The sequence below is a fragment of the Mesorhizobium sp. M3A.F.Ca.ET.175.01.1.1 genome, from assembly GCF_004791945.1.
In the GTDB taxonomy this organism is placed as follows: Bacteria; Pseudomonadota; Alphaproteobacteria; order Rhizobiales; family Rhizobiaceae; genus Mesorhizobium.
Genome location: NZ_SRTP01000004.1, coordinates 179,914 through 198,273, shown reverse-complemented (window position 1 = coordinate 198,273; position 18,360 = coordinate 179,914). Strand labels below are relative to the sequence as shown.

General features: G+C 66.9%; 15 protein-coding genes and 1 pseudogene. 2 read left to right on the top strand and 14 right to left on the bottom strand.

The annotated features are described in order from the left end of the window. Positions 1 to 396: 396 nt before the first annotated feature. From EN818_RS12420 to EN818_RS12385, 8 genes are all read right to left on the bottom strand, one after another. Positions 397 to 1,272 carry an SMP-30/gluconolactonase/LRE family protein gene (locus tag EN818_RS12420; protein WP_095805224.1) on the bottom strand — a complete coding sequence of 292 codons (876 nt, stop codon included), beginning with the start codon at positions 1,270 to 1,272 and terminating at the stop codon, positions 397 to 399. Further along, a complete protein-coding gene (locus tag EN818_RS12415; protein WP_095805225.1) occupies positions 1,269 to 1,907 on the bottom strand; it encodes a 2-dehydro-3-deoxy-6-phosphogalactonate aldolase in 639 nt (212 codons plus the stop codon). Before EN818_RS12415 ends, EN818_RS12420 begins: the two co-directional genes overlap by 4 nt. Continuing rightward, the gene (locus tag EN818_RS12410) at positions 1,904 to 2,839 is read right to left on the bottom strand and encodes a 2-dehydro-3-deoxygalactonokinase (protein ID WP_095805226.1); all 936 of its coding nucleotides are present in this window, start codon (positions 2,837 to 2,839) and stop codon (positions 1,904 to 1,906) included. Before EN818_RS12410 ends, EN818_RS12415 begins: the two co-directional genes overlap by 4 nt. Next, positions 2,836 to 3,603, bottom strand: a complete 768-nt coding sequence (locus EN818_RS12405) for an SDR family oxidoreductase (protein WP_095805446.1) — start codon at positions 3,601 to 3,603, stop codon at positions 2,836 to 2,838. Before EN818_RS12405 ends, EN818_RS12410 begins: the two co-directional genes overlap by 4 nt. Positions 3,604 to 3,755: 152 nt before the next feature. Beyond that, positions 3,756 to 5,105, bottom strand: a complete 1,350-nt coding sequence (locus EN818_RS12400; RefSeq protein ID WP_095805447.1) for an EAL domain-containing protein — start codon at positions 5,103 to 5,105, stop codon at positions 3,756 to 3,758. Between the two features lie 108 nt (positions 5,106 to 5,213). Next, entirely contained in the window at positions 5,214 to 7,022 is a 1,809-nt protein-coding gene (locus EN818_RS12395) for a polysaccharide biosynthesis protein GtrA (RefSeq protein ID WP_095805227.1), read from the bottom strand. 99 nt (positions 7,023 to 7,121) lie between these two features. Beyond that, a complete protein-coding gene (locus EN818_RS12390) occupies positions 7,122 to 7,508 on the bottom strand; it encodes a GtrA family protein (protein ID WP_245420307.1) in 387 nt (128 codons plus the stop codon). A gap of 8 nt (positions 7,509 to 7,516) precedes the next feature. Continuing rightward, positions 7,517 to 8,761 carry a glycosyltransferase family 2 protein gene (locus EN818_RS12385; RefSeq protein ID WP_095805448.1) on the bottom strand — a complete coding sequence of 415 codons (1,245 nt, stop codon included), beginning with the start codon at positions 8,759 to 8,761 and terminating at the stop codon, positions 7,517 to 7,519. 277 nt (positions 8,762 to 9,038) lie between these two features. Between EN818_RS12385 and gshB the strand changes: the two genes are divergently transcribed. Then, positions 9,039 to 9,980 carry a glutathione synthase gene (gene gshB, locus EN818_RS12380; RefSeq protein ID WP_095805229.1) on the top strand — a complete coding sequence of 314 codons (942 nt, stop codon included), beginning with the start codon at positions 9,039 to 9,041 and terminating at the stop codon, positions 9,978 to 9,980. A 151-nt stretch (positions 9,981 to 10,131) separates the two neighbouring features. Continuing rightward, a pseudogene (locus tag EN818_RS12375) lies at positions 10,132 to 11,648 on the top strand (YifB family Mg chelatase-like AAA ATPase). Positions 11,649 to 11,674: 26 nt separating this feature from the next. Here EN818_RS12375 and EN818_RS12370 read toward each other — a convergent pair. The 6 genes from EN818_RS12370 to EN818_RS32670 form a co-directional block, all read right to left on the bottom strand. After that, the gene (locus EN818_RS12370) at positions 11,675 to 13,843 is read right to left on the bottom strand and encodes a malate synthase G (protein WP_095805230.1); all 2,169 of its coding nucleotides are present in this window, start codon (positions 13,841 to 13,843) and stop codon (positions 11,675 to 11,677) included. Between the two features lie 251 nt (positions 13,844 to 14,094). Then, positions 14,095 to 16,131: a hydantoinase/oxoprolinase family protein gene (locus EN818_RS12365; RefSeq protein ID WP_176478340.1), complete on the bottom strand. Its 2,037-nt coding sequence runs from the start codon at positions 16,129 to 16,131 to the stop codon at positions 14,095 to 14,097. A gap of 180 nt (positions 16,132 to 16,311) precedes the next feature. Further along, a complete protein-coding gene (locus tag EN818_RS12360) occupies positions 16,312 to 16,683 on the bottom strand; it encodes an endonuclease domain-containing protein (protein ID WP_095805232.1) in 372 nt (123 codons plus the stop codon). A 130-nt stretch (positions 16,684 to 16,813) separates the two neighbouring features. Then, a complete protein-coding gene (locus EN818_RS12350; RefSeq protein ID WP_095805233.1) occupies positions 16,814 to 17,161 on the bottom strand; it encodes a hypothetical protein in 348 nt (115 codons plus the stop codon). A gap of 117 nt (positions 17,162 to 17,278) precedes the next feature. After that, positions 17,279 to 17,788 carry a hypothetical protein gene (locus tag EN818_RS12345; RefSeq protein WP_095805234.1) on the bottom strand — a complete coding sequence of 170 codons (510 nt, stop codon included), beginning with the start codon at positions 17,786 to 17,788 and terminating at the stop codon, positions 17,279 to 17,281. A gap of 11 nt (positions 17,789 to 17,799) precedes the next feature. After that, complete coding sequence (locus EN818_RS32670; RefSeq protein WP_165349946.1) at positions 17,800 to 18,312, bottom strand: hypothetical protein; 513 nt, start codon at positions 18,310 to 18,312, stop codon at positions 17,800 to 17,802. Positions 18,313 to 18,360 lie beyond the last annotated feature (48 nt).

Here is an 18,360-nt window from a genome sequence, read left to right as displayed (position 1 = left end):
CCGAGGATCCATGCCGTAACTTCAACGCGCCGCTACGGTCCAGAATTCTGCCCCCGCTGCACTCCACGGACCGGGTAACGGCATGGATTTCAGGGTCTGCGCGCGTCGCTTCGCTCCTTGCTCCGCCCTGGAATGACGAAGTTTTTGGACGTGCTTGCAACCCTGGCGGCCTGCCCGCTATCACCTGGAGCGCCGTGAAGTCGGCCATGGTCTGGAAGGGCCGCCCGATTCGACGAAAGCAATGCTGGAGCGGGCAAGCTCGAATGGCACAGATATGTGCATTCGCGAAGGATGCGGGTTCTTGCGACTTTATTCAACAGTCACAGAACTACAGCTCTCCGCATGGTTCTTCACTTCCTAACCAAGCCCGCCAGAAGCCCACCGGCCGGAGCGGTATCAGGCGATCAGCACGCGCGGCTCGAAGCGGCCCCTGACTGGCACATCCAGAACGAAGGTCATACCGGCTTGCGGGTCGAGCTGGCGTTGCTTGTCGTCCTTGCCCTTCCAGGCCGACGTCACCGCCAGGCGGTCGGCCTTCGCGCCGACGAAGGCGGGACAGGACGGCTGCGTCACCGGCATCGCGACCTCGCGCAGCAGCGTGCCGTCGGGCGAATAGGCCTTGACCGCCTTGCCGCCCCAGACGGCATTCCACAGCACACCGTCGCGGTCGACGACGGAGCCATCGACATAGCCCTTGTACGAGCGATGATCGACAAACACCTTTGCCTCGCCTGTCGGCAGGCCGGTCGCCGCATCGCAGGCGACGCGCATCAGCAGCCCGGTCGCGGTGTCGGTGTAATAGGCGATGGTTCCGTCCTGCGAGAAGCAGATGGAATTGGAGACGGTGATTCCCGAAAACAGGCGCCGCAGCTCGCCTTTGAAGAACCAGTAGATCGAACCGGCACCCTTCTCCTCGTCCTTGCCCATCGTGCCGGTCCAGAAGGCACCGCAAGGGTGGACGCGGGAATCGTTGGAACGGGTGAGCGGGTTGTCGGCCTCGATCGGTGTGTGCAACGTCAACCTGCCGGTCTCGACGTCCCGGACATGGAGGCCCGTCTCGGTGGCGATCAGCTGGCGGGCGTCATCGATGATGGCGATGGCGCTGGCCATCAGGCCGAGATCGTGGACCTTCAGGGTGCCGCTGAGCGGCTTTTCCAGCAGTTTGCCGTTGACGATGTCGAACCAGAACAGCGTGTCGGTGACCGGATCGTAGCTCGGGCCTTCGCCCAGCTGGCAGATGTGGTCGCTCAAGACCGAAACGCTGTCCATCATGCCGCTCCGAAGGCTTCGTCCCAGGCGGCGACCGCGGCGCGGGCGCGCTCAACCACCTCTTCGGCGGTGGCGCCCGGCTTGTAGAGGCTCGATCCGAGGCCGAAGACGCTGACGCCAGCCGTCTTGTAGCCGGCAAAATCCTTGTCGGAAACGCCGCCGACAGCGCCGATCACGGTGGCGGCCGGCAGCACGGCGCGCATCGCCGAAATGCCGACGGCGCCGAGCACGCTTGCCGGGAAGAATTTCAGCGCCGAGGCGCCGAGCCTGATGGCAAGGAACGCCTCGGTGGGCGTGAACACGCCGGGCATCGTCACCATGCCATGGTGCATCGCGCGGCCCATGACTTCGGCATCGATGTTGGGGCTGACCAGCAGCCGGCCGCCGGCCTCGTGCAGGGCGTCGACATCGGCCGCAGTCAGCACCGTGCCGGCGCCGACCAGCGCGGTTTCGGGAAGCGCCGCGGCGATACTGGCGATGGAGGTGAACGGCTCGGGCGAATTGAGCGGCACCTCGATCGCCTCGATGCCGGCGTCGAAAACCGCCCGGCCGATCGCCACCGCTTCGGTCGGCTTCAGCCCGCGCAGGATGGCGACAAGGCCGCGCCGGAGTTTTGGAAAGGGTGCGGTCTCAGTCACGCTGCGCCTCCGATCATGCCGTTCTCGCACGCTGCCTCGATGAGGCCAGCGCGCACCGCTTCGTCCGCATCGACCGTCCTGAAGGGCAAGCCGGCCAGGTCCAAGACTGCGCCGTAAAGGTTGGCGAGCGCGCCGGAGGCGATCAACACCACCGGCGTTTCGCTGAAGCCATAGCGGCGCGTGGCCGAGGCGATCTCGCCGCCGATCAGCAGTCCGGACAGGCAGGCTGCGGCATCCTCGGATTTCAAATCCTGTAGCAGTCCCGCGGCGCGGATCGCGAACAGCTTCGAAATGACGTCGCCGCCCTCGCCCAGCGCCTGCTCGCACCATTGGCGGAAGAAAGGATTGTCCGCCGCCACCGGGGCCGGATGCTCGCCTAGCGAATGTTTCAGGATCGAATGCGCGGACAGCACCGAAAACAGCTCGCCCGTCGGCCAGGTGCCGAAGCCGGCGACCGCGCCGTCCTCGACCACGACCCATTTCGAATGCGTCCCGGGCATGCAGACAAGGTGGCGGCCATTTGCCGGCAGGCCGGCGCCGGCAAGCTGGGTCTCCTCGCCGCGCATGACATCCGGCGCGTCGGCCAGGCGCTGCGCCAGCCCCGGCACGATGCGGACATCGCGGCGCTCGCTCTCGATGCGGGCGGCGCCGCGCAAAATGGCGCCGATCGGCGCCGGCACGCCGACATAGGGCGCCTCGAGCCAGCCCTGGCGCGAACCCGCCATGCCGCAGATGATCACCGGCAGCGCCTGGGGAGCGCCCATGGCGGCAAGATGTCCCTCCAGCACCTTCGCAAAACCTTTTTCGCGCGCGGTGATCAGCCCGTCATCGCTTCGCCGCTCGGCAAGCACCTTGCCGGAAGCATCGAGCAGCCAGGCCCTGAGCCTTGTCGTGCCCCAGTCGAGCGCGGCGATCGCCGGGGCGCCGCTCAAAGGAAGCCTCCGTCGACGATCAGCATCTGCGCCGTCAGCATGCGCGAGGCGTCGGACGCCAGGAACAAAACCGTGCCGACGACGTCGTCGGGTTGCATGACCTCCTTGATGCACTGCTTGGCGACATGGGCGGCGAGCGAGCCTTCGGTGACCCAGAGCTTCTGCTGCCGCTCGGTGATCACCCAGCCCGGCGCGATCGCGTTGACGCGGATGCGGTCGGCGCCAAGCTTGCCGGCAAGGCCCTTGGTGAGGCCGAGTATGCCGGCCTTGGCAGCGGTATAGGCCGGCATGTCGGGGTGGTTGATGAGATAGGAGGTCGAGGTGAAGTTGATGATCGAGCCGCCCCCGGCGCGCTTCATGCCGGGCGCCACAGCCTGCGCGGTGAAGAAGTGCGGCCGCAGGTTGATGGCCAGATTATTATCCCAGAACTCGACGGTGACGTCTTCCACCGCATGCCGGTCGTCGAGCGCCGCGTTGTTGACGAGCACGGTGACGTCGCCATGCGCTTCAGCCGCCTTCGCCGCCGAAACGCGCAGGGCCTCGACGTCGCGCAGGTCGGTCTTGAGATAGAGCGGCCGCCGGCCAAGCTCCTTTTCCAGGCGGTCGGCAAGCGCCCTGCTGGGCTTGTCGGCGATGTCGAGAAAGGCGACCCTGGCGCCCTGCCGCATGAAGCCTTCCGTCAGCGCGGCGCCGATGCCGGAGCCGCCGCCGGTGATCAGCACCGAGGCGCCGTCGAGGTCGGCGAAACGCGCCGATGGCATCATGATCTCTTTCTCCCTTTGGCCGGCGCGCATCCTAGCCAGAGACGTCGTCCGGGCAAGGGAGAAACGTCAGATTTTCGCGCTTATGTCTGACAAAAGCACATGGAGACGTCCGCAGCCGGCGGACCGGGCCCGGCGGAGGACGGATAGGCCGGTCAGATCGCCTTGGCGTGCAGCGCGCCGCGATAGGAATCGCGCAGGTAGCCGAGCGTGGCGTCGGCGTCGACCGGCTTGCCGAACAGATAGCCCTGGCCGCCGGCGCAGCCGAACTGGACGAGGCGGTCGGCCTGCGCCTCTTCCTCGATGCCTTCGGCGACGACGTCCATGCCGAGCCCTTCGCACATGGCAAGAATGGCGCGGATGATATGCTCCGACGGCCGGTCGTCGAGAATGGAGGCGACGAAGGCGCGATCGATCTTGAGCTTGTCGAAATGGAACTCGCGCAGGCGTCCAAGCGAGGACTGGCCGGTGCCGAAATCGTCGAGCGAGACACGGATGCCGACACGGCGCAGATCGGCGACGATCTTTTCGGCCGAAGCCGGATCGTTCATCAGGCCGGTCTCGGTGATCTCGATCTCCAGCCGGCGCGGATCGAAGCCGGTGCGGTCGAGGATCGCCAGGATGTGCAGGCCGGTGTTCTGGTCGACGAGCTGCGAGGGCGACAGATTGAAGGACAGGAACAGATCCTTCGGCCAGCTGCGAGCCGCTTCGGTCGCCTTGCGCAGCACGAGCTGCGAGAGCGGGCCGATGATGCCGCGCTCCTCGGCGATCGGGATGAAGACGCTTGGCGGCACCATGCCGAGGTCGCGATCGGTCCAGCGCGCCAGGGTCTCGAAACCGATGGTGCGGCGGGTGTTGAGATCGACGATGGGCTGGAAATGCGGCTCGACCTCGCCGGCCGAGACGGCGCGGCGCAGCGCCTGCTCGATGCGGGTGACGCGCTTGGCGGCCTCCTCCATCTCGCGGGTATAGACGACGACGCGGCCACGGCCCGAACGCTTGGCGTGATAGAGCGCGGTTTCGGCCTTGTTGAGCAGGATCTCGGTGGTCTCGTCGCCGGAATAATACAGCGAGCAGCCGACCGAGGCGGAGAGTCTAGCGGTGCGCTCGCCGACATCATAAGGCGCCGAAAGAATCTCGATGAGCATGCGCGACTTCTCGGCCGCCGCCTCCTCGCTGAACACCATCGGGTAGAGGAAGGCGAACTCGTCGGCGCCGATGCGGCAGACGGTGGAATAGCTGTCCATCGAGGCGCGCAGCCGCATCGCCACCTGGATCAGGATGTCGTCGCCGGCCTTATGGCCGAACAGGTCGTTGATCGGCTTGAAGCCATCGAGATCGAGAATGCCGACTGTGAAGGGCGCCGGGTCGTCGGCGCGGTCGCTGATCAGGCGATCGACCTTGTCGACGAAGCGACGATGGTTGCCAAGCCCGGTCAGCGGATCGGTGAGGGCCAGATCCGTGCTTTCCCTGCCTGGCTGCCCGGTGCCAAACGTCGTTTGCATCATGTCCCTGTGGTGACTTCGATATTTGCGCGGAGACTGGCAGGAAACCCTTTAGGAAGCGTATCGAAAAAATCGATTTTTTCGACCCCCGAACGGCATGCTCCGCAATCAGCCCGCGTGCCTGACGCGATAGAGCTCGATCATGCTGCCCCTGGTCTCCGCGACGGGTTCGAGCCAGTCCGGAATGCTGCCGTTGATCAGCCCGGCCAGGAAGCCGCCTGGGGCCTTCCTGGCCAGCAGGACGCTTTCGGGGCTGCCGGGGCAGACCGCGACCAGGCCGACGCCATGTGCATGCACGATCCGTCGCGCGTCGTCGGCCGAGCCGAGGAAAGCGTCGAGTGCCAGGAGGTTGCCGGCGATGTTGCGGTGATAGGGGCCGGCAAAGACGCGATGCGCGGTAAAGGCCAGGATCGGCGAGCCGAGATTGGAAGTGGCAAGCACGGTGGTGCCGGGAATGCGGCCGAGCGACGCGAAGCTGGCCTTGTTCTCGCAGGCTTTGTCGGCGGTCCCCTCATCGGCGGGGGACGCGCTTCCTTCCAGAGCCAAGGACGTTGCGGCTGCGGCGCCGGTCCAGACCGGATTGACCGAGACCAGCCAGACGGCGGCCAGGCGCAGCGCTACCCCGACAGAGGAATTTGTCGCCGCGCGGGCGCGCCATTTCGCAATCCAAGCGGAAAGAGGGATCAGCGCAAAGGCGATCGAGAATGTGGTGCCGCGCACCTGCCAGACGCCGACGAGGAAAGAAGCGACAAGAAGCGCGCCGACGAGGCTGTCCTGGCGGCGCCAGCCGCCTCGGCCCAGGCGCAGCGCCATCAGAGCGAGCGCCAGGAAGGACGTGCCGTAGCGGGCGGCCACGCGCCTGGGATCATGAGTTATAAGTGTCACGAGCGACTGGGCTTCCTCGATGTGATCGAGCCAGAGCTCCTTGAGACGCGGGTCGAGGGTGGCGTAGGGCGCGGCCAGGCATTGCGGAAAGAAGGCCATCACGACAGCGCCGAGCACGATGGCAAGCAAGCCCAGACAGAGCAGGCGCCGCAGCCAGTCGCGAGAGGCCACGTCGACCGACGCAATCGCCGACAACCCTGCACCGGCAATGGCGGCGACGACGAACTGCGCCGTCGAGAAGGCATCGCATTGAGCCTCGCCCCAGGCTGACGCCGGAATGGTGGCAGCGAAGACGAGCGTCGAAACGCCCGCGAAGCCGAGACCGAAATCGCGGGCGATGGCGCGCTCGCCGGCGCCGTCGACGACGTACAGCAGCGACACGCAGACGCCGAGTGTGGCGACATAGGGCAGGGTCTCCATCCCGACAGCGAGGGTCAGCGCGGCGCAGAGGCCGGAAAACAGGGCCGCCGTCCTCTGGGCCGGCGCTTCGAGCAGCAGGGCGAGGCTCGCCATGGTCAGCATGAGCTGGACGTTGTGATGATCGAGCGCAGCGGGCCAATAGATGCCGACGAAATTATAAGCGGCGGCGCCGATCACGACCGACGGCAGCACCGCGCCCCCACCGGCGAAATTGCGCGCGGCGCGCGCGGTGAAGAACAGCGTCGCCAACAACAACAGTGCCGGCCAGAGGACCTGGGCCACCGCTTCGGCGAGCGGCATGCTGCCGGTCAGCGCGTAAGCGGCCATGATGAGGGTGGCGATCGGGACGTCGACCAGCCTTGACCAGTGCATGACGAAGCCGCCCTCCGGGCCCATTCTGTACTGATGAAGGTCGAACCAGCCCTGGCCGTTCAGCAGGTCGCGCACTTCGACAAGCCGCAGCAGATTGTCGTTGTTGCCGGCATCGGCCAGCGGGCGAAAGCCTGTGGCGGCGCTGACCGTGAGCACGACCAGGGCTGCCAACAGCGCCAGCATGAGATCCTTTGTCCAAGAGCGGCCGGTTGCATCCTTGGGGAGCTGCACAGGATTCATGAGGGTCACGGAGGTAACTTCCAGCGTGTTTTCGGCGCAGGCTAGGCCGCTTCGTTCAACAAAGCGTAAAACCGCTTGCCCAAGGCGGCGCGGCCGCGGCTAGTCGCGAGCCGGAAACACCCAAACCGATGACAGGACATAGCTCACCGCGCTCGCCGCAACGGTGGTCAATGCCGACATCGAGAGCGGCGACATGGCAAGATCCGTCACCGCCACATGCGACACCAGACCGGAGAAGGCGGCGCATCCGACCTGCAGCGCAAGATAGCGCGGCATCGCCTCGGCATGGTCGTGCTGGCCGCCGAAGGTCCAACTGCGCTGCGCCGAATAGGCGACGACGAAGCTGACCGCATAGGCGGCGACACTGCCGGTGAACGGCGAAAGTCCGAGCGAGACCAGCAGCCAGGACAGGGCGAACAGAAGCAGGGCGGCGCCGACGCCCACGGTGAGAAACCGGAAAAGGCGGGTCTGCAGAAAGGGAGTCAAGGCCCGGTTCATGCGGCCTGGCCCAACCGCGCATCGTCGGCCGAGCCGGCTGAGGCGGCTTTCAGCCGCTTGACCGGTATTTCCAGGACGCCGAGCAGGAACGCCGAGAAGAAGGCCTGCAGCGAGATGACGATCAGGCTCAGGCCCAGCACGACGACGCGCGGAATTGCCGGATCATCCAAGGGGCCGAATCCGAGGCTCGCCCAACGCAAAAGTGCATAACCGAAGAACAGCGCACCGCCGGCAAAGCAAATGCCGGCATTGGCCGCGAGGCGGTCGGTGCTGATGGTTCTGGTCAGCCAATCCGATCGCCTGTTCGGCGGCAGAATGCCGGTTATCTCGGCATAGTAGCGCGAGATGGCGCCGAAGGTGAGAAGCTGGACGCCCACCACCACCATGAAGCAGGCCGCGACGAATGTGTTGAGGTCGAGCGACAGGTTGTCGATCACCTGCAGCGGGCCCAGCAGCAACAGCGTCACCAGCAGCGCGCCAAGGCTGAGCAGCACGGTGCCGGGTATGAAGAACATCCAGCGCGGATTGTGCACCAGCAGGAACTTCAGATGGCGCCAGCCGTCCCGCCAGGTGCGCAGGTGCGGCGGACGGCTGCGGCCGTCGGGCTTCAGCGTGGTCGGCACCTCCTCTATGCGCAAACCCGCAAGGGCGCTGCGAACCACCATCTCGCTGGCGAATTCCATGCCGCTCGTCTGCAGGTCGAGCTTCCTGATACGCTCGGCGTTGAACCCCCTGAGCCCGCAATGGAAGTCACCCGTCTTGATGCGGAAGAACAGCCGGCCGATGAAGCTGAGCACGGGGTTGCCGAGATAGCGGTGCAGGACGGGCATGGCGCCAGGCTCGATGCCGCCCTGGAAGCGGTTGCCCATGACCAGATCCGCGCCGTCGCGCAGGCGCGAGACGAAGGCCTCGAGCGCGCCGAAATCATAGCTGTCGTCCGCGTCGCCCATGATGATGTAGCGGCCCCTGGCGGCGGCGATGCCGCCCATGAGCGCGGCACCATAGCCCTTCTGCGCCACCGGAACGACCTGGGCGCCGTTGTCCGCCGCGATCTGCTGGGAGCCGTCCGAGCTGCCATTGTCGGCGATCAGCACCTCGCCGGCGACACCCGCCCTGTCGAGGAACGCCCGCGCCTTGCGGATGCAGGTGGCGAGCGTCTCGGCCTCGTTGAGGCACGGCATGAGGATGGTGAGTTCGAGTTCCTCGGCCGAGGCGGTGCGAATGGCGGTGACGGCGTTCATGGTCATTGTTCCATCGGCGACCCCTCCGGCTTCGTCCGGCGAGGGCATTCGGCGCTCACCCTTGCACGGCAAGGCTTAAGAAAACGATGACGCGCGGCATCATCTTGTCTCCATTGGCCGGCGAGACGAGGTTGCGGCGGCCTTGCCGGCAATCTTGCAAATGACGCGATTGGCAGGAGCCGCCGAGTTCCCTATATCGGCGTTACTCGACGCAATTCCGGACCGAAAACCGCCGGGCACTTTTCCTGGGATTGCTCGACCCCGCCGGAGACCGCAGATGCCGCTCAAGATCGCCGTCCAGATGGACCATGTTTCCACCGTGTCGATCGCCGGCGACACGAGCTTCGCGCTGTCGCTGGAGGCGCAGCGGCGCGGCCACAAGCTCTACCACTACACGCCCGACCGGCTGTCGATGCAGGGCGGCAAGGTGTTCGCGCGCGTCGAGGAGATGCAGGTGCGCGACGAGAAGGGCAGCCACTATGCGCTGGGCGAGCCGGTGCGCACCGATCTCGCGGAGATGGACGTGGTGCTGCTGAGGCAGGACCCGCCCTTCGACATGAACTACATCACCACCACGCACATGCTGGAGCGGATCCATCCGAAGACTCTGGTGGTCAACGACCCAGCCTGGGTGCGCAACAGCCCGGAAAAGATCTTCGTCACGGAATTTCCCGACCTGATGCCGGAAACGCTGATCACCAAGGATCCGCAGGAAGTGGCGGCCTTCCGCAGGGCGTTCGGCGACATCATCATCAAGCCGCTCTACGGCAATGGCGGCGCCGGCATCTTCCACCTGCACGAGGCCGACCGCAACCTCGCCTCGCTGCTCGAGATGTTCGGCCAGCTGTTCCGCGAGCCCTATATCGTGCAGCGCTATCTGAAGGACGTGCGCAAGGGCGACAAGCGCATCATCCTGATCGACGGCGAGCCGGTCGGCGCCATCAACCGCGTGCCGGCCGAGCACGATTCGCGGTCCAACATGCATGTCGGCGGCCGCGCCGAGAAGACCGAGCTGACGGCACGCGAGCGCGAGATCTGCGCCCGCATCGGGCCGTCGCTGCGGGAGCGCGGCTTCATCCTGGTCGGCATCGACGTGATCGGCGACTACATGACCGAGATCAACGTCACCTCGCCGACCGGCGTGCGCGAAGTGCGGCGTTTCGGCGGTGCCGATATCGCCAGCCTGTTCTGGGACTGCGTCGAGGGGAAGAAGGGCTAGCTCCTCTCTGCCGCCGGGGCGCGGGACCTGCCATGGCAAATGTTCCCGTAATGTTCTTGATCAAAGCGAAAATCTGTGGTTGTCTAACCTGACCTCGCTCGCGGCCTGATCGCAAAGCCGCGTGCGAGCCGCAGCGGGGGGTTCAGACAAGATGGTGGCGCGGGTTCGCACGGTGGCTTTCCAGGGCATCGAGGCCGTGCCGGTCGATGTCCAGGTGATGATCGCGCCGGGCAAGGTCGGCATGCAGATCGTCGGGCTGCCGGACAAGGCCGTGGCCGAGAGCCGAGAACGGGTGCAAGCCGCACTGCATGCCTCCGGCCTGTCGATGCCGTCGAAGAAGGTGACGGTGAACCTGGCGCCGGCCGACCTGCCCAAGGAGGGCAGCCATTACGACCTGCCGATCGCGCTCGGCCTGATGGCAGCGCTCGGCGCCATTCCGGGCGACATGCTGGCCGGCTATGTCGTGCTCGGCGAATTGTCGCTCGACGGCACCATCGCGGCGGTGGCCGGTGCGCTGCCGGCGGCGATCGGCGCCAACGCGGAAGGAAAAGGCCTGATCTGCCCGTTCGCCTGCGGGCCGGAAGCGGCCTGGGCCGGCAAGGACTTCGACATACTGGCGCCGCGCAGCCTGATTGCCGTCGCCAACCATTTTCGCGGCACGCAGGTGCTGTCGCGCCCCGAGGCGGGCATCCAGCTCGCGGCGCGCGACCTGCCGGATCTCGCCGACATCAAGGGCCAGGAAAGCGCCAAGCGGGCGCTGGAGGTGGCGGCGGCGGGCGGGCATAACCTCTTGATGGTCGGACCGCCCGGCTCGGGCAAGTCGATGCTGGCGCAGCGGCTGCCCTCCATCCTGCCGCCGCTGGCGCCGAAGGAACTCCTGGAAGTCTCGATGATCGCTTCCGTTGCCGGCGAGCTCGGCGAGGGCAAGCTCACCGACCGGCGGCCGTTCCGGGCGCCGCATCATTCGGCCTCGATGGCGGCGATGGTCGGCGGCGGCCTGCGGGCACGGCCGGGCGAGGTGTCGCTTGCCCATCACGGCGTGCTGTTCCTCGACGAATTCCCAGAATTCACGCCGCAGACGCTGGATGCTTTGCGCCAGCCGCTGGAGACGGGCGACTGCGTCATCGCGCGCGCCAACCACCGCGTCACCTATCCGGCGCGCATCCAGCTGGTGGCGGCGATGAATCCGTGCCGCTGCGGCATGTCGGGCGAGCCGGGCTATCGCTGCCTGCGCGGCGAACGCTGCCGCACCGACTACCAGGCGCGCATTTCCGGCCCGCTGCTCGACCGCATCGACTTGCGGATCGAGGTGCCAGCAGTCTCGGCCAGCGACCTGATCCGGCCGGACCGCGCCGAGACCAGTGCTGCAGTAGCGCAGCGCGTGGCGCGTGCCCGCGCCATCCAGCGCGAGCGCCTGGAAAGGCTGGGTGCGGCAAGCGCCACCACCAATGCGCATTGCCCCCCGGCAATCGTCGAGGAGATCGCCAAGCCGGATGCCGCCGGGCTGACGCTGCTCAAGGACGCCAGCGGGCGCGCGCCTACCACCGGGTGCTGAAAGTGGCGCGCACGCTGGCCGACCTCGATGCCAGCGAGACCGTCGGCCGCATCCATCTCGCCGAGGCGATCTCCTACCGGATGAGCGCGGAGCGCATGGCGCAGGCGGCGTAACAGGCTGCCCAAATCAGCCGCGGGCGCTACCGCGGGTTCGCCTTCAGCTCCAGCCGCCTGGCATGCAGCACCGGCTCGGTGTAGCCGTTGGGCTGGCTGGTGCCCTTGAACACCAGGTCGCAGGCAGCCTGGAAGGCGATCGAGTTGTCGAAGTCCGGCGCCATCGGACGGTAGAGCGGATCGCCGACATTCTGCAGATCGACGATCGCCGCCATGCGCTGCAGCGAGTCCCGGACCTGAATCTGCGAGCACACTTTGTGGCGCAGCCAGTTGGCAAGGTGCTGCGAGGAGATGCGCAGCGTGGCGCGGTCCTCCATCAGGCCGACATCGTTGATATCGGGTACTTTCGAGCAGCCGACGCCCTGGTCGATCCAGCGCACGACATAGCCGAGAATCCCCTGCGCGTTGTTGTCGAGCTCGCGCTGGATCTCGTCCGGCGTCCAGTTCGGCCGCACCGCCACCGGCACCGACAATATGTCGTCGAGCCTGGCCTTCGGACGGCTCTGCAGCGCCACCTGCACGGCGCGCACGTCGACCTTGTGGTAGTGGGTGGCGTGCAGCGTCGCCGCCGTCGGCGAAGGCACCCAGGCCGTGTTGGCGCCAGCCTTGGGATGCGCGATCTTCTGTTCCAGCATCGCCGCCATCAGGTCCGGCATCGCCCACATGCCCTTGCCGATCTGGGCGTGGCCGGCGAGCCCGCATTCCAGCCCGGTGTCGACATTCCAGGCCTCATAGGCGGAGATCCAGGCGGCCTGCTTCATGTCGCCCTTGCGGATCATCGGGCCGGCTTCCATCGAGGTGTGGATCTCGTCGCCGGTGCGATCGAGGAAGCCGGTGTTGATGAACACGATGCGTTCCCTCGCCGCGCGGATCGCCTCCTTGAGGTTGACGGTGGTGCGCCGCTCCTCGTCCATGATGCCCATCTTGATGGTGTTTTTGGCCATGCCGAGCAGCGCTTCGACACGATCGAAAATCTCGACGGCGAAGGCGACCTCCTCGGGCCCGTGCATCTTAGGTTTCACCACATACATGGAGCCGGCGCGGGAATTCGCGCGCCGCCCGTTGACGCCGACATCGTGCAGCGCGATCAGCGCGGTCACCGCGGCGTCCATGATGCCTTCCGGCACCTCGTTGCCGTCGCGGTCCGTTATCGCCGGATTTGTCATCAGGTGGCCGACGTTCCTGACCAGCATCAGCGAGCGGCCGGGCAGCAGCACCTGGCCGCCATGCGGCGTGGTGTAGCGGCGGTCGGGGTTGAGCTTGCGGACGAAACTCTTGCCGCCCTTGGTGATCTCTTCCGTCAGGTCGCCCTTCATCAGGCCGAGCCAGTTGCGGTAGACGACGACCTTGTCCTCGGCATCGACGGCGGCGACCGAATCCTCGCAATCCTGGATGGTGGTCAAGGCGGATTCCAGGATGACGTCGGCGATGCCGGCCGGGTCGGTCCTGCCGATCTCGTTGGCGCGGTCGATTGTAATCTCGATGTGCAGGCCGTTCGTGACCAAGAGCACCGCTTCCGGATTGGCGGCCTCGCCACGATAGCCGACGAACTGTTTCGGATCGGCGAGCGTCGTGGCGCCGGCCCCCTCGCCCGCCTTCAGCGCGCCGTTCTCGATCGAAAGCCCGTTGACGCCGCCCCACTTGCCCGTGGTCAGCGGCACCGACTGGTCGAGGAAGTCCTTGGCCCAGGCGATGACCTTGGCGCCGCGCCTGGGGTTGAACCGCTTGCCCTTTTCGGCGCCGCCGGTCTCGGGAATGGCGTCGGTGCCGTAGAGCGCGTCATAGAGCGAGCCCCAGCGGGCATTGGCGGCATTGAGCGCATAGCGCGCGTTCATCACCGGCACGACGAGCTGCGGCCCGGCAACGACCGCGATCTCGGGATCGACTTTCTCGGTGCTGACGCTGAAAGCCGGGCCTTCCGGCACCAGATAGCCGATCTCCTTCAGGAAGGCCTTGTAGGCCGCCATGTCGATCGGCGCGCCGTTCTGGCGGTACCAGGCGTCGAGCTTTTCCTGCAGGGCGTCGCGCTTGGCGAGCAGCGCGCGGTTCTTCGGCGCCAGGTCATGGACGATGGCCGAGAAGCCGTTCCAGAATTTTTCAGGATCGATGCCGGTGCCGACCGCTGCCTCCTCGGCCACGAAATCATGGAGCTCCCGGGCAATCCGCAACCCGGCGATCTCGATGCGGTCGGTCATCAGCACGTCTCCCGATGAGTGGCTTTGCCGGGCGTTTGGCATGTTGGGGGGCGGGGGTCAATTCGGCTTAGGGTGAAGGAGGGGCGCGGTTTCCCCTTCTCCCCTTGTGGGAGAAGGTGGATCGGCGCGCAAGCGCCGAGACGGATGAGGGGTGTTCCAGCGGAGTGAGGCGTTGGCGTTCCCTGGAGCACCCCTCATCCGTCGCCTTCGGCGACACCTTCTCCCACAAGGGGAGAAGGAGAGGGCTGCTCTCACACCGCGATCCGCGGCCGTCCCGAGGCCACGGCCACCACTTGCGCCTCGATGAACATGCGCTGGCTCTCGATGGTCGAGACCTTGAACTCGGTGGCGACCTCGATCTCGGCGCTGTCGGTACCGGCGTCCCTGGCGCGCTGGGCGACGATCGCGCGCACATCGGCCTCGGCCGCGGCGATCGCCGCCGCCTCGTCCATGAAATCGCGCACCGTCTGCCCCGACGAGAGGCGGAACAGGCCCTCGGCCGGCTGGCTGACGCGGGCTTCGGCGGAGACGCGGACCTGGCCGACGACGGCGCCGAGCGCATTGGCGACATCGGTGTCCTCCGGCACGATGCAGCCATTGCCGATCAGCGGCGGCAGGCCGGCATAGTGCAGCGGCGCCGAGGCGCCGAGGCCGATCACCGGCCGGTCGAGCGCGACGCTGAAGCGGGCGATGCCGGGATGGGCATCGACGGCCCGCTGCACCAAGGCATGCGCGACGGTGGCGGCGCCATCCAGGCCGTCCTCGGCGAAGGCGGTTTCGAGGATGTATTCGGCCGACCAGCGCGTCAGCGTCACCAGCACGCGCTCGGCAAGCGCTTCCGGCGTCGCCGCGATGGCCAGGCCGCGGCCGTCGCGGCGGCGGGCGAAGAGCTCGGCACCGAGACGGGCGGCGGTGGCGTCCCAATTGGCCTGCTTGCCCAGCACATGGGCGGCGTCGGAGGGCGTGAAGCCGCAGATGTGCACGAGACCCCGCGCCACCAGACGGTTGAGCGTGGCGTTCTGGGCGTTGGAGGCGAGCAGCCGGTCGAGCGCCAGCGGAACGGCGCCGATCGCCTCGTAGAGCTTTGCTTCCGGGGCGCTGAGGCCGGCGGCGAGGCGATCCGGCACGCCGGTGCGCACGGCAAAGCGGCCATCCGAGCGGCCGGGGTTGGAGGCGCGCAGCTGCCATTCCAGCTCGACGGTGACGGCCTCGCCATGCGCCATGCCGGCCAGCGCCAGCGGAACCAGGCGGCGCGGGCCGAGCAGGATCTGCGGCTCGAGCGCGCCGTCCTCCAGCGCCACTTCAGAATCGCCGCCGAGGCCGAAGGTGCGCATCGCCACCGCCTCGACCATGGTGCGGAACCCGCCGACCGTGGCGCCCTCCGGGTCAAGCCGCGGCCGGCCGCCGTCCAGCACGGCGACGTCGGTGGTGGTGCCGCCGATGTCCGACACCATGGCGTCGTCGAGGCTGGTCATGTGGCGGGCGCCGACAAGGCTGGCGGCGGGGCCGGACAATATCGTCTCGATCGGCCGCTGGCGGGCAAAACCCGCCGACACCAGCGCGCCGTCGCCGCGCACCACCATCAAGGGTGCTGCAATGCCGCGCTTGGCAAGAAAGCCTTCCGTCGCCGCCACCAGCCGGTCGATCATCGAGATCAGGCGGGCATTGAGCAGCGTGGTCAGCGCGCGGCGCGGGCCGCCGAGCTTGGCCGACAATTCATGGCTGGCGGTGACCGGCAGGCCGGTCCTGTCGCGGATCAGGTCGCGGGCGGCGAGCTCATGCGCCGGGTTGCGGGTGGCGAAATAGGCGCAGACCGCAAAGCCCGACACCGTGCCGCCGAGCTCGGGGAGCGCCGCCTCGAGCCCCGAGAGGTCGAGCTTGGCGGCATTGCCGTGCACGTCATGGCCGCCGGGGCAGTAGACGACGGGATCGGTGCCGAGCGCCGTCTTCAGCCCGTCGCGGGCAAGGTCGGCCTCGGAAAAGCCGATCATGACCAGAGCCACGCGCCCGCCCTGGCCCTCGACCAGCGCGTTGGTAGCCAAGGTGGTCGACATCGAGACGAGCTTGATCGCGCCCGGATCGGTCCCGGCCTTCTCCAGCACGGCGTCGACCGCGCCGGAAATGCCGACGGCGAGATCGTGCCTGGTGGTCAGCGCCTTGGCCTTGGCCAGCACCTTGCCCTTGCCCGGGTTGTCCAGGGGGCCGCCCTCCTCCGTCCACAGCACCGCATCGGTATAGGTGCCGCCGGTGTCGATGCCGAGGAACAGGGGATGCGGTTTGGCGGTCATTGGGTCCAGACGAGAAGTTTTTGCTGCGAAGCCCTTAGCCGATACGGGCGATTGGATAAAGATGGGAGACGTGGGCCACGGATGGCCTTCCCTTCTCCCCTTGTGGGAGAAGGTGGCTCGGCGCGCAGCGCCGAGACGGATGAGGGGTGCTCCGGCTTGGCAAAGACATCCGCCCTGGCCTCACCGCCAGGGTTGCAAACTCACATCGCGCACATAGGCGATAATGGTATCGCACACCGCCTCCAGGTCCTTCAGAACATCGTCGTTCCAGAACCGCAGCACGCGAAAACCCCTGGCCTTCAGTTCAGCATCGCGCTCCTTGTCATGGCGCGACTCCGCATGCTGGCTGCCGTCGATTTCGACGATCAGCCGAGCCTCGGCACAGACGAAGTCGGCTACAAACCGACCAACCGGCACCTGACGTCGGAACTTGATCTTGTCGAGGCGGCGGCCGCGCAATTCCTGCCACAGACGGTCCTCCGCCTCCGTCGGCTCGCGACGCATCGTGCGGGCGAAATTGCGCTTGGCCGGGGTTACGGGTTGATGCGGCATGAAGCGAGATTAGGCAGCGTCCTCATTTCGTCCACTTTTCCAACGTCGCACTCCGTCACACACCCCTCATCCGTCTCGGCGCTACGCGCCGATCCACCTTCTCCCACAACGGGAGAAGGAGAGGGCTCCGCTACTCCGCCAGATCCACCGTCTCGGTGGAATGCTCTGTGCAGATGAAGCAACAGGTGTCGCAGGGCTGGTCGTTGTCGGGACCGACGCCGGCGGTGACGGAATCGTCGCCGTTGACCCAGGCGCCCCAGCAGATGTGCTCGCCGGGCTCGCAGGTGATCGGCACCGATTTCTTCGCCCCCGGCCGGATGAGGAACACCTTGTCGTTGCCCGGCCAGACCTTGCCGCTGTCGCGGCCGAACAGCTCCAGCGCCACGCCATCTTGCCGCTGGTTCCGGACATAGAGCGACATGTCGGCGGCGAAGGCCGGGCTGGCGAGGAAAAGGGCGGCGAGCAGAGCGCGAATCATGGTGAGGTCCCCTGAGGAGTAGAGCACGGGTGGAGTGCGTAATCTCCCCCCTTGTGGGGGAGATCAGCAGCTTCGGCGCCCCGCTCGTCATGCAACTCCGGCGATATGGGAGGCGCGCTACCTTCTCACCACCACATGCGGCGCGAATGCCTTCACCGCCTCGACCATGTCGTCGCCGCGGATGTCGAGCGAGGAGATCTCCATGTGCACGGTGGTCTTGCCGAAGGGCATCAGGCCGAAGGCGTTGGCGGCGGCGTATCTGATTGCGTCGGGCGGCTCCTCGGTGAGTTCGAAATTGAGCATCGCCGCGCCCTTGCCGCCGGAGGCGAGGCGCACGCTCCTGACCTTGCGCCACGGCACCAGCACGTCGCCGGCGCGGCTATCGCGGAAACCTTGGCTGTTCAGCACCACCTTGACCGAGGTGTCGAAGGCGCCACGCGCGATGAAGAAGCCGAGCGCCAGGCAGGCGGCAGCCAGCAGCGCGATCCACAGCACATGGCCGCTGTTGGCTCCGGCCGCCGCGCCCTGCAGCGCGCCGAAACCGAACATGGCGCCGATGATGACCGGCCCTATGGCCGGGAGGATTTTCCCTGAGACGCTGTTGCGGATTTCGAGCGGGTCGACCATTTTCCGCCCATTCAGCGCTCGGATTTCAGTAGTGTCCAGATCCAGCCGATGAAGGTCAGGACCAGGAACGGATAGCCGGCGGCGGGCAAGGGCGCGGAGGTGGGCAAAAGCGGTGTGCCCCACAGGATCATCGCCGCCGAGACGGTGAAGAGCAGGGCCGCCGCGAAAGCGGTGAGCCGCATCCACAGCGCGAAGGTGTTTTGGGCGCTGACCATGACGAGCCCCGCCGCCCACAGTGCAATGCCGCCGACATAGGACGGTACGCTGGCCTCGAGTCCCGCCGCATTTCCGGCCAGAAGCAGGCATTCGCCGGCCAGGAAGGTGAGGAAGCCGGCCGCGACGAGGTCATCGCCGAGCCGCTGGTATTTCATGGTGAGGAGTGCTGCCGCAACAACGATCGCCACGCCGTCGATGGTCCACAGCGTCTCGCGCAACGCGTCGCTGGCAACGAAGGTGCCCGCCATGCCCAACGCGCCGCCGATAGCGAGGCCGATCGCGGCGACGGTGTCCGAGGTGGAGCGCATGTTGGTGTCTCCCCAAGCCGGGGAGAGGATACAACGAGGTGAGGGGAT

Coding starts and splice junctions, on each gene's coding strand:
- gshB (WP_095805229.1), top strand. CDS start 9,039: ATGCCGCTCAAGATCGCCGTCCAGATGGACCATGTTTCCACCGTGTCG.
- EN818_RS12395 (WP_095805227.1), bottom strand. CDS start 7,022: ATGAATCCTGTGCAGCTCCCCAAGGATGCAACCGGCCGCTCTTGGACA.
- EN818_RS12405 (WP_095805446.1), bottom strand. CDS start 3,603: ATGATGCCATCGGCGCGTTTCGCCGACCTCGACGGCGCCTCGGTGCTG.
- EN818_RS32670 (WP_165349946.1), bottom strand. CDS start 18,312: ATGCGCTCCACCTCGGACACCGTCGCCGCGATCGGCCTCGCTATCGGC.
- EN818_RS12345 (WP_095805234.1), bottom strand. CDS start 17,788: ATGGTCGACCCGCTCGAAATCCGCAACAGCGTCTCAGGGAAAATCCTC.
- EN818_RS12385 (WP_095805448.1), bottom strand. CDS start 8,761: ATGAACGCCGTCACCGCCATTCGCACCGCCTCGGCCGAGGAACTCGAA.
- EN818_RS12400 (WP_095805447.1), bottom strand. CDS start 5,105: ATGCAAACGACGTTTGGCACCGGGCAGCCAGGCAGGGAAAGCACGGAT.
- EN818_RS12350 (WP_095805233.1), bottom strand. CDS start 17,161: ATGATTCGCGCTCTGCTCGCCGCCCTTTTCCTCGCCAGCCCGGCCTTC.
- EN818_RS12365 (WP_176478340.1), bottom strand. CDS start 16,131: ATGACCGCCAAACCGCATCCCCTGTTCCTCGGCATCGACACCGGCGGC.
- EN818_RS12360 (WP_095805232.1), bottom strand. CDS start 16,683: ATGCCGCATCAACCCGTAACCCCGGCCAAGCGCAATTTCGCCCGCACG.
- EN818_RS12420 (WP_095805224.1), bottom strand. CDS start 1,272: ATGATGGACAGCGTTTCGGTCTTGAGCGACCACATCTGCCAGCTGGGC.
- EN818_RS12370 (WP_095805230.1), bottom strand. CDS start 13,843: ATGACCGACCGCATCGAGATCGCCGGGTTGCGGATTGCCCGGGAGCTC.